Origin of the sequence: Clostridium uliginosum (genome assembly GCF_900112485.1) — a bacterium.
In the GTDB taxonomy this organism is placed as follows: domain Bacteria; phylum Bacillota; class Clostridia; order Clostridiales; family Clostridiaceae; genus Clostridium; species Clostridium uliginosum.
The window spans coordinates 1-11,150 of sequence record NZ_FOMG01000052.1 but is presented as its reverse complement, the minus strand read 5'-3'; the positions used below and the strand labels follow the sequence as shown (position 1 = coordinate 11,150).

Genomic DNA, 11,150 nt, shown 5'->3' with positions numbered 1-11,150 from the left:
ATGAGCAGCAAGCTTCATAAATAAAGAAATATAGTAAAATTATGGAGAAGGTATCTTTACCTTCTTATCGTCATGCAATCAAATAATATAATTACTAATAATTACATAAAAATATATGTATAAAATTGAAAACTATAAAAAGAGAGCTGTATCATGATTGATTTAAAATATCAATCTGATACAGCTCCTTTTGAAAATTTTAATCAATCGTTACAAAAAATGATACAAGATATAAAAGAAGTAAATGAAATGACAGATTTAATAAATAAGATTTCAGAGCAAACTAATCTTTTAGCCTTAAATGCAGCTATAGAAGCAGCTAGAGCAGGAGAGGCAGGCAAGGGATTTACAGTGGTTGCAGCTGAAATAAGAAAACTTGCAGAAATGAGTAAGAACTCTTCTAATAAAATATATTATATAGTTGATAATATATTAAAAAATATCTCTGTAATCAATGAAAAAACATTATTAATTGATAATGATATAATGGAGCAAAACCACGTTGTTGATAAAACAATAAATTTATTTAATGATATTTCTAAAGGAATTGGAGTTGTAACACCAAGTATACATGAAATAGTGCAAATATTTGATACTGTAAATACTGAAAAAGAAAATATATTAACTGAAATTCAAAGTATTTCATCAATGTCCCAAGAGATTTTGGTCACTACAGAAGAAATTTCAAATACATCTAAGGAATTAAATTCAATGGGTGAAGAAGTAACGGGAGCATCAAATAATTTAAAAAAATCAATAAAGAATATGGAAAATGAATTAAACCTAAAACAAAAAGAATCCTAATAAAGTTTAATTAGTGGCATTTTGCGTGAACAATACTAATTATATGGAATTAACTTAGAAATAAATATACATTTATAATAATAGAATATAAAAAGGAATGCTTAGAGCAATAAGGGCTTTGAGTATTCCTTGTTATATCCCATAAAGATGATAATTTAATTCCAGTATTTTAAATATAGAAGTGATAAAAAAATATTATTCGCTAATTTCTTCTTTATTTTTCTTCTTTCTCATTTGAGTTGGTGAAATCTTCTTATATTTTTTGAACAATCTGCTGAAGTAATTTGTATCATTAAACCCACAAGCTAATCCTATTTCTGTTATATTATAATTACTGTCTTGCAAAAGCAAGACAGCTTTTTCAATTTTCATTTGATTTACATACTCTATGGCGGATTTCCCAGCAATTTGTTTGAAAAGTCTGCAAAAATGATGAATACTCATATTAGCCATTTTAGCAAGAAAATCAATAGTAATTTGCTCAGTAAAATTATCTTCTATGTATTTAAGTATAATATTAAATTGTTTTAAATTTTTAATTTGAGAATCAAATTCTTTTTTAGTAAGAATTTTTTTTACATATCTTCTCATTAGTAACACTATGAGTTTGTATATATATGATTTGATTGCAAGTTCAAAGCCTAGGTCTTTATCAAAGTATTCTTTTATTATTTTATTAATACATCCTGAAATTTCAATATCATTTCTAACTAAATTTTCAAATAGAATTAGGTTTTCAGCTAAAGGTGTTATAAACTTGGTCTGACAGGAATCTATTTGATTACTGAAAAGAAATGATAAATCAACTCTTATAATGTAATATGATAAATCCTCACATAAATTTTCACAATAATGTAGCTCATTACTATTTATTATTACTAAATCTCCAGCACAGACATCTAGATTTTTTGAACTACATCTAACCAAGGCTTCACCAGAAGTAAAATAAAAAAACTGTATATGTTCATGCCAATGGTTATCAAAAGTTATACCTTTCTTATCATGCTTATTTTCAAATATATCTACAAAAAAGTTTTCGTCTGGCATTCTTCTATAATAATGTTGAGAGTGATCGTTCATATAAAATCTCCTTTATGTTAATTATATCAAAATAGTGCTAATAATAAGCAATATAATTCATGAAATATAATACTTATATTGATATTATATAAACAAGGATTCCTATTGTAAATATCAATAATATGCTAGCAATTAATAAAAAGGATGGATTTAAATGAAAAATATAAATAATAGTATGAATAAAAATAAAGGAATTATTCTATTTGTAGTCGTACTAATGTCTTTTATACAATGTGTAGATATGAGTATTGTTAATATAGCTCTTCCAGTAATGGCAAAAAAGCTTTCAATAAGTATGGCGAGTGTAGAATTAGTTGTAGTGAGTTATATAACGGTTATTTGCTCAGTAATTTTAGTATTTGGAAGATTAGGGGATATAAGAGGTAAAACCAAAGTTTTTCAATTTGGTGTAGTGATATTTACTATTGCTTCATTTCTCTGTGGAATTTCCACTTCATTTACTAGTTTAGTTATTTTTAGAATAGTACAAGGGATTGGTGCAGCAGCATCTATGGCTAATAATCAAGGAATAATAACAGAAGTATTTACACAGAATGACAGAGGTAAAGCTTTAGGAATTTTAGCATCTGCTGTGGCACTTGGTACAATGATAGGGCCTCCTTTAGGTGGATTTATCTTATCAGCATTAAACTGGCAATGCATATTTTTTGTAAATGTTCCAATAGGGATAGTAGCATTAGCTTTGGGTCTAAAGGTACTTCCAAAGGGGACAAGCAATAATGAAACAATAGATATTAAAGGCGCAGTCTTATTTTTTATAGCTGTAATATCTTTATTTAGTTCTTTAATTGGAGCACAAACATTAGGATATTCTAATCCATTAATTATTATAAGCTTTATTGTAGCTCTAATAAGTTTTCTAACATTTATTAAGTTAGAACGTAGAGTAGAGGTTCCACTTTTAGATTTAGAAATTTTTAAAAGTAATATATTTTCTATAAGTCTATTTTGCGCATTTATATCATTTGTATGTATAAGTGCATCAGGCCTTATAATACCTTTTTATCTTGAAAATACTCTTAAGATAGATTCATCAAAAGCAGGATTAATTATGATGATATCACCATTAATTATTACTGTAGTTTCTCCTTTTAGTGGAAGTTTATCTGATAAAATTGATGCTAAGTTTTTAACTTTTTTAGGGTTAATATTTACAAGTATAGGATTTTTATTAATGTCTTTTTTAGATATAAGTTCGCCTATAATATACATGATTCTGTTTCTTGGAATAATGGCAATTGGGAATGGATTGTTTCAGCCTTCAAACAATTCTTTAATAATGTCATCAGCTCCTAGAAATAAACTTGGAATAGCTGGAAGTGTTAATTCACTTGTAAGAAATTTGGGACAAATTTTTGGAGTTACATTAGCAACAACTGTTTTATATAATTTCATGAGTTACAAAATAGGATATCGTGTGATAAATTATATTGAGAATAGAGATGATGTGTTTATATTTGGAATGAAATATGTATATATTATGTTAGCTATTATATGTGGAATTGGAGCAATAATAACAGCTTGTAGACTATATAGTAATAAATTAAATTTAATAAAAGAGTAATAATCATGTAGTGAAAATACTGACTTTAGTAATTTGAAAGTCAGTATTTTCCTTTTTAATATATAGGAAATTATAGGGGTTATAGCTTGAAAGGCTGATTAAATCTAGAATTATAGGTATTACTGTATGAAACTTGAAGAAAGAGAAGCTAGAAAAATAACTCCGAAGGGAGTTTGGCGTAGCCACTTTTCTCACATGCATTTATATTAGTGAAAATGAAACATTTGACAATAAATTCAGGAAATGATAATATTAAAAATGAATTTGAATTCAATTTCAATATATAAAAATCTGGAGGTTAGGTGTGAATAAGATAGATTTACGTAAGAATATTAAAAGAAAAAAGTTATTACAAGCTGCTGCAAAAGTAATTTCAACTAAAGGGTATAATGATAGCTCTATAAAAGACATTACTGAAAAGGCGCAGATATCAGTAGGAAGTTTTTATTCCTATTTTTCTAATAAGGAAGATGTTTTACTTGCTTTATATGATGAAATTGCTAATATGCATTTTGAAATGGCGAAAATTGTTAGTAGTAATTGTGAAGTTACAGGGGCTAAAAGATTAGCCTGTATTATTTCATCACTTGTTTATGTTCAAGCTAAAAATCCGGAATTAGTATTAATATTGTTATTAAAAACTATAAGTATTAATGAAAGATTTGAAAATAAGCATAAGGAAATTATAAATACTATAAAGAATGTTGTTATGCCTATATTTGAAGGTATGAAAAAAAATAATCTGATTGAAATTATTGATGTTGAGGTTGCAGCTATTTCATTTATATATTCTATTAATGGAGTTATGTTGTCTTATATTATGGATGAAAATAAAAAGGATATTGAGGATGTTGCTTTTAATATAGCTATTTATAATTTAAATGCACTTAAAATGAAATTTGATATAGAAGAAATTCAAATATATATAAGAAATTTATATAAGAAAAATTATTTTGAAAAATTTATAAATGAGGTATGTGAATAATATGATATTTTTAATTTCATGGATTATAGGAATTGCTGTTGGAATAATTACAACTATATTAAATAGAGATATAAGAACGCTGAATGCTATTGCAGGGAATCTTCTTTTTTATCAATTAACTATAACTCTGACTTTAACAAGTTTTATAGGCTTTTGGGGACATGTATTTAAGTCTGATATGATTGCAGATTTTATTGGATGGCAAAAAGGAAGCTTTTTTCAAAAAGAATTAGGATATGCAGAATTAGGGCAGGGAATTGCAGGACTTCTCTGTATATGGATGGGGAGAGAATTTTATTTAGCCACAATTGTTATATTAAGCCCGTTGTATGTTGGAGCAACTATTGTTCATATTCAAGAAATGATAAAATCAAAGAATTTTAAACCTGGAAATGCATTTATTGTTATTCCAGATTTACTTATGCCATTTACATTAATTTTACTTTATTATTTGTCAAATATTTAAAAAAGTATATAGAGAAGGTGAAATAGGATGGAAGATCAATATAAAATAAGTGTCATACCAGAAGTTGCACTTATAGATGAAAAGATAACAATTAAGCTTAGTGGGTTTAATCCAAAGGAGAGAGTAACAATACAAGCTGAAACTAATGAGTATTATTGTATAAATAGGTCTTGTGAGCAAAAATCAATGGATGAATCATATGCAGTTTTTGAAGCAGATGATAATGGTAATATTGATTTAAGTAGACAAGCACCTGTTGAAGGATGTTATAGTGGGATTAATTCAATGGGCTTGCTTGAGTTTATGAAGTTGAAAAATACTAAAAATCAAAAAAAATCTGTAAATTTAAAAGATGTAAATATTGATGAAGGATACATAATAACTTTTTCAGTAAAAATAAAAGATAAAGTAGTAATAAAGAAAAATCATACTAGAATGTATAGAAGTGAAAATGTAAAATGTGTAGATATAAATGAAGATAATTTAGTTGCTAGATATTTTAAAGCTGATGATGATATACCAAAGCCAGGAATAATAGTTTTAAGTGGAAGTGAAGGAGGCATGGAAAAAGCTCAAATAACTGCGGGATTATTAGCTTCTCATGGGTATTCAGCACTTGCATTATGCTACTTTGGATTGGAAAGTTTACCAAGTTCCCTTGAAAAAATTCCTTTAGAATATATTGAAAATGCAATTAAGTGGATGGGAAAAGAGCAAACTGTACTTAGTGATAAAATTTGTATATATGGAAGGTCTAAAGGGGGAGAATTAGCGCTTTTAGCTGCCTCTATTTTTAAACAAATTAAAGGAGTAATTGCGAATACTCCAAGCAGTATTGTATGGCAAGGACTAAATGAAAGCAATAGACCATCTAAATATTCATCATGGTCTTATAAAGGAAAAGAGATTCCATACTTAAAATTTAATTCATTAGCTGCATTTAAATATATAATTAAAAAGAAGTTTAGACAATCAGCACAAATTAGTGATATATATAGATCTAGTGTAAATAGTATCAAAGCCAGTGAATGTACTATAGCTGTAGAAAAAATTAATGGGCCAATATTATTAATCTCTGGAGAAAAAGATGAATTTTGGTCATCTAAAATTTTTTGTGAAAATATAATAAAAAGATTAGATGAGTTTAAATTTAAGAATAAAAGAGAGCATCATGACTATAGAGGTTCAGGGCATTTTATTACCTTACCATATCAAGGACTTAGGGAAGAACAAAATAATCCAGAAGCAATTATAAAAGCAAATGAAGATTCATGGAATAAGGCTATGCAGTTTTTAAATGAAAATTTTATAAACAAATAAATATATATGATAATAATAAAAAATAGGCTTGACAGATGGACTTATTATTTAATTGATTATGTCTTAGATTAAACAATTTAAGAAAACAGATAAGAATTAAAAAAGCTTATCTGTTTTTTGCTTTATGGAAATCGGTTATAGGTTATAATAAAAGTAGTATAAATAAGTTGAGGTGAGAATATGGGAAGAGGTTTATTGATCCTAAAGTCGACTTTGTATTTAAGAACATATTTGGTTCAGCAAAGAATCCACAAATATTGATATCCTTTTTAAATGCTACATTAAAGCCAAAAGAGAAAATAAGTAAAGTTGAAATTAAAGGTGTTGACATAGAAAAACAATTTATTGAAGATAAATATTGAAGACTTGATATTAAAGCAATAACTGATAAAAATGAGTAATTATAAGGAGTTGATTTTATGAAATGGAATGAAGTTAGAGAGTTATATCCAAACCAATTTGTTAAATTTGAAATTTTAGAATTCCATGAAGATAAAAGCATAAAATACGTTGATGATGTGGCAGTAATTAAGGCAATTAAAGATGGCAGAGAAGCAATGAAGGAATTTACAAAATGTAAAAGTTCACAATTAGTATATAGTACAGCACATGAGGATATAAAAATAGAGAAGATTAAACATATTGGAATTAGAAGGAGTCTATAATGAAAAATAAACTACAATTAAAGAATGGATTATTATATACTTCTCTTAACTTAAGGCATAAAGGAAAATCAATAATTGTAGATAATGTAATTGTTGATACAGGAGCTTTTCACACAATAATAATAACTGATTTCTTAGATGATATAGGAGCAGAATTTTCAAATGATGATCAACTTATTGAAGCATCAGGTTATGGTGGAACTACTTGTTATGCTGTAAGAAAAAGAATAGATACAATAAGTTGTAATGATATTAAATTAAAAAATTTCAAAATAGATTTTGGAGAAATTCATCCAAATGAAAGAATTAATGGATTATTGGGATTAGATTTTCTTGAAAAAGCAGGAATGATATTAGATTTAGTAGATTTTGTTATGTACAAAAAGTAATCTTAAAAAAGAATATTATATAAGGTTTAGGATAATGAATGGTGAACCGTATCACAAATAAATGAGGTTTTCTTTAAAAGCCTTGATATGACTAGCTTCAAAGCATATTTGTTTGCAAAAATTCCACATCATAAGTAAGGTGATTTAAAATTCAACATTTTAGTATTTACTTTGACGCGACGTAATGTATTATATTAGTACTTGAAGGGGGAGTTGATATGGAACTGCAGACCATTAGTCAGGTATCTAAGATATTTAAAATTTCAACAAGAACATTACGATATTATGAAGAGATTGGATTAATTGAGAGTTTAAAAAAAGAAGGTTATGCATATAGAACATATGATGATGAAGCTATAAAAAGACTTAAGCAAATTATGATTTTGAGAAAGCTTAGATTATCATTAAAGGAAATTGAACAGATACTCAAAAATAATGAAATATCATATGCTATAGAAGCCTTAAATGATAAATTGGAAGAAGTGAACTATGATATTAAAGCTCTTGATGATGTTAAAAATGCTATTTTAATGTTTATTAATAAATTAAATGATATAAATAAAAAGAATATGCTTGAAAAGGTATTAGATGATGAAACCCTTCTTCATACTATTTCAGCTATAGCAGATATAAACAAATCGTTTAATGTGAAAAAAATAGAAATGGAGGATTTGAGAATGGCTAATAATGTATTAGATACGTTAAAAAATTTAAGAATAGTATGTTTACCACCTATGAATGTAGCTTCCATTCGCGCATATGGTAAAGAACCAGAAGATATGGCAATGAGAATGCTAATTGAATTTGTAGAGGAAAGCGAATTATTAAAATATAAAGCAGATGCAAAGGTTTATGGATTTAACAACCATGGAGAACCAGATTCAGAAGGAAAATATGGGTATGAGTATTGGATTACAATACCAAAGGATTTTGAAGTACCAGTTTCGTTAGAAAAAAAGAGTTTTACTGGAGGGATGTATGGTGCTCACTGTATTAAATTTGGGAATTTCAACGAATGGCAACAGTTAGAAAGATGGGCAAACAATAATGAGGAATATGTACTTGATTATAATAGAGAACCAAGAGGAATGTGTGGATATCTTGAAGAGCATATGAATGTATAAGAATATTTTACTACAATGGATTCAAAAGAAAAAAATTTTAAACAGATTGATTTATTAATACCATTGAAAAGAAAAAATTAAATAGAGGTTTTATATGATTCTGTAAAAGAAACACTAGCACAATTTGGAGCAAGGCTATAAAGTTATACTTAAATCGAGCAACAAAAGAAACTGTTGCATATGTTAATCTCAAAAATAACTATAAGCAAAACTATGGAAATTGAATCAATAGAACTTAAGTAGAGAACTCAAATCTATGATTTGATGTGAATCACTTACTCAGCGAGGGTATACTGAGTCGAGTTTCATTTAAAAATGATAACTTAATAATGCATCTAAGTAATGGAGGAGAATCAAGTCCAGATGGAAGAGGTTCTTCTTTTTCTGTTGTTTCAAGAAGAATGTTGATGATAAATCCTGTGAATATAAAGATATCTATATAATAATGAAAGAAATATAAAAAGACTGTTATAATTAATTCACAATAGTATTTCAATATGTAAATATTTTGATAAAATGGTATAGAAGAAAGAATAAATAATGAAAATACACCCAAAGAAGCATTAGCAAATGAATTAAGTTTTTGAGGAATAGAAAGGAGTAATAATAAGTATGAATGAAGATGAAAATATTTTTTCGGGATTAGAAGATTTAGGATTTAAAGATGTAAGCAATATTAAAATATATAAGAAATGTGAAGAGAAAGAAGATAATAAAGATAAAAAGTCTGAAGAAAATTTAAAGATAAAAGAAGAGATGCTCTTGTATGACAAAAAAGTAGTATGTCCAGTATGTGAGAATAATTTTTTAGCCAATGCAGTAAAAACAAGTAGTTATAGAATGAAAAAGAGGGAAAGTGATTTTTATATAAAGTATGACATTATAAACCCATACTTTTATGATGTATGGGTATGCAATGTGTGTGGTTATGCTTCTATGAAGTCTGACTTTCATAAGCTAAAGAAATTTGAGATAGAAAGTATACAGAAAAACATTACTCCAAAATGGCGTGGGAAAAATTATCCAAAAATATATGATATTAATATAGCAATAGAAAGATATAAGTTATCATTACTTAATTATTCAGTTATGGGTGCGAAAGCAAGTAAAAAGGCTATGAATTGCTTAAAACTTTCATGGATGTATAGAGAGCTTGAGGATATAAAAAATGAGCAAATATTCAGAGGACAAGCTTTGATAGGATTTAAGGACGCTTATTTAAATGAACAACTTCCCATATATGGTATGGGTGGTTTTACAATAATGTATTTAATAGGAGAATTAAATATACGTTCAGGTAATGATGATGAAGCGTTAAGATATTTAGGTGATGTAATAACTGCTCAAAGTGCAGGTAGGAAAATAAAAGATTTAGCAATAGACCAAAGAGATTTAATAAAAGAAACATTAAACAATAATGAGGATAATACTATTAAAGATGTTGTGGAAAATAAGAAAAAAATAGGCTTATTTTCAAGATTATTTAAATGGAGTTAAATTTAAATATCATGTAACAGTTAAAAGTAGAATGATAAGAAGAAGTATCTAAAGATGTACTTCCTATTTTTTAATAAAGGAACTGTTATATAAGTGAGAAAGAGAAGGTGCTATCACTTGCTAATGACATGGTAAATAAATGATAGTATGTAAAATTAAACAACTTAAGTGTAACTATCAAGCTACACTACAAGGGAGCAACAGAAGAAACTGTTGTATATGCTAATCTCTCAAAAATAGCTATAAGCAAAACTAGGGAGATTGAATCAATAGAGCTTAATATAAATACATAGAATTTCAAACAAATAATAAAGGAAAAGTGATTTAAGGAGATAAGTATGACAAAGTTTGTACGAATGCTAGTTGATGAAGATATTGAAAAAGGAAAAATAAAAGGAAAAGAAGAGCAAGCAACTGATACAGCAATAAAAGCAATAGAGATGAGGCTGGATAATTATATATGTGTAACAAGACCAAGAAGGTTTGGGAAATCTAGTGTTGCTGACATGATAGGAACTTATTATTCTAAAGCAGTAGATTCAAAGTATATAATCCATGTTCTGTAGTTAAAGCACTACAAAATAATTACTGCGAGAGTTACTGGACTAATACTGGTGCTATGGATGATGTAGCTGAGTATCTTAAATATAATGTTTTAGAAATTAGAGATGAAGTCATAAAAATGATATCTGGTGAGGAGATTGATATAACAATAGATGAAGAATTTAGAGCCGGTCAAGGAGAACCACGGACTAAAGAAGAAATTTATTCAGCTATGATAGTTCTTGGATTTTTATCCTATTATGATAGATAGTTAAAAATTCCTAATAAAGAGCTTATGAAAGAGTTTGAAAAGGCGTTAAAGGATAAGTCTTTTGGCAAATAATAGAGAACTCAAAGAGGATGTTAAAGGCAACAATTAATGGTGATAATAGGATGGGCTCAGTGTAGTCTATCTTAATTTTTGTGAAAAATATGATAGAAACTTGAATTTGAAGAAGAGATAAAAATGGTTTTATTAGTGGTTGATACACAACAGTTAATAATAAATTTATGTCAGCAGATTGGTCTAATAGATTGACATTAAAGCAATCTGCTTCCTTGCCTGACACAAAATATACATGGCATATTGGACCAATGGGGACAGTAGATAGTTTTGTGTAAAAACAAAATTATCTGCTGTTTTTTTACATAATCAGTTGGTAGTTTTGGAATAATATACTTTAAAATATTTA

Annotated in this window: 12 protein-coding genes and 1 pseudogene; 12 read left to right on the top strand and 1 reads right to left on the bottom strand. The window is 27.3% G+C overall.

What is annotated here, in order from left to right; genetic code table 11:
- Positions 1 to 153: 153 nt before the first annotated feature.
- Positions 154 to 804 (top strand): methyl-accepting chemotaxis protein, encoded by a 651-nt coding sequence (locus tag BM027_RS17505; RefSeq protein ID WP_090094464.1) that lies wholly within the window; start codon positions 154 to 156, stop codon positions 802 to 804.
- 195 nt (positions 805 to 999) lie between these two features.
- On the opposite strand, the gene BM027_RS17500 is transcribed toward BM027_RS17505, so the two are convergent.
- Positions 1,000 to 1,884: an AraC family transcriptional regulator gene (locus BM027_RS17500; RefSeq protein ID WP_090094463.1), complete on the bottom strand. Its 885-nt coding sequence runs from the start codon at positions 1,882 to 1,884 to the stop codon at positions 1,000 to 1,002.
- A gap of 154 nt (positions 1,885 to 2,038) precedes the next feature.
- On the opposite strand from BM027_RS17500, the gene BM027_RS17495 reads away from it, so the two are divergent.
- The 11 genes and pseudogenes from BM027_RS17495 to BM027_RS17445 form a co-directional block, all read left to right on the top strand.
- Positions 2,039 to 3,469 carry an MFS transporter gene (locus tag BM027_RS17495; protein WP_090094462.1) on the top strand — a complete coding sequence of 477 codons (1,431 nt, stop codon included), beginning with the start codon at positions 2,039 to 2,041 and terminating at the stop codon, positions 3,467 to 3,469.
- 304 nt (positions 3,470 to 3,773) lie between these two features.
- Positions 3,774 to 4,454 carry a TetR/AcrR family transcriptional regulator gene (locus tag BM027_RS17490; RefSeq protein WP_175560024.1) on the top strand — a complete coding sequence of 227 codons (681 nt, stop codon included), beginning with the start codon at positions 3,774 to 3,776 and terminating at the stop codon, positions 4,452 to 4,454.
- Position 4,455: 1 nt separating this feature from the next.
- On the top strand, positions 4,456 to 4,920 hold the full coding sequence (locus tag BM027_RS17485; protein ID WP_090094460.1) for a DUF6790 family protein: 465 nt from the start codon (positions 4,456 to 4,458) through the stop codon (positions 4,918 to 4,920).
- Positions 4,921 to 4,947: 27 nt separating this feature from the next.
- A complete protein-coding gene (locus tag BM027_RS17480) occupies positions 4,948 to 6,240 on the top strand; it encodes an acyl-CoA thioesterase/bile acid-CoA:amino acid N-acyltransferase family protein (protein ID WP_090094459.1) in 1,293 nt (430 codons plus the stop codon).
- A 194-nt stretch (positions 6,241 to 6,434) separates the two neighbouring features.
- The gene (locus BM027_RS17475; RefSeq protein ID WP_423230342.1) at positions 6,435 to 6,602 is read left to right on the top strand and encodes a PD-(D/E)XK nuclease family transposase; all 168 of its coding nucleotides are present in this window, start codon (positions 6,435 to 6,437) and stop codon (positions 6,600 to 6,602) included.
- A gap of 57 nt (positions 6,603 to 6,659) precedes the next feature.
- Positions 6,660 to 6,905 (top strand): hypothetical protein, encoded by a 246-nt coding sequence (locus BM027_RS17470; protein ID WP_090094458.1) that lies wholly within the window; start codon positions 6,660 to 6,662, stop codon positions 6,903 to 6,905.
- On the top strand, positions 6,905 to 7,294 hold the full coding sequence (locus BM027_RS17465; RefSeq protein ID WP_090094457.1) for a retropepsin-like aspartic protease: 390 nt from the start codon (positions 6,905 to 6,907) through the stop codon (positions 7,292 to 7,294). The genes BM027_RS17470 and BM027_RS17465 overlap by 1 nt, the downstream gene beginning before the upstream one ends.
- A 218-nt stretch (positions 7,295 to 7,512) precedes the next feature.
- Positions 7,513 to 8,418: a MerR family transcriptional regulator gene (locus BM027_RS17460; protein WP_242943364.1), complete on the top strand. Its 906-nt coding sequence runs from the start codon at positions 7,513 to 7,515 to the stop codon at positions 8,416 to 8,418.
- 612 nt (positions 8,419 to 9,030) lie between these two features.
- Positions 9,031 to 9,915 carry a DUF2225 domain-containing protein gene (locus BM027_RS17455; protein ID WP_090094456.1) on the top strand — a complete coding sequence of 295 codons (885 nt, stop codon included), beginning with the start codon at positions 9,031 to 9,033 and terminating at the stop codon, positions 9,913 to 9,915.
- A gap of 338 nt (positions 9,916 to 10,253) precedes the next feature.
- The gene (locus BM027_RS18975) at positions 10,254 to 10,481 is read left to right on the top strand and encodes an AAA family ATPase (RefSeq protein WP_090094455.1); all 228 of its coding nucleotides are present in this window, start codon (positions 10,254 to 10,256) and stop codon (positions 10,479 to 10,481) included.
- Positions 10,457 to 10,845, top strand: a pseudogene (locus BM027_RS17445) (AAA family ATPase); the annotation flags it as partial. The gene BM027_RS18975 and the pseudogene BM027_RS17445, both read left to right, overlap by 25 nt.
- Between the last annotated feature and the right edge of the window lie 305 nt (positions 10,846 to 11,150).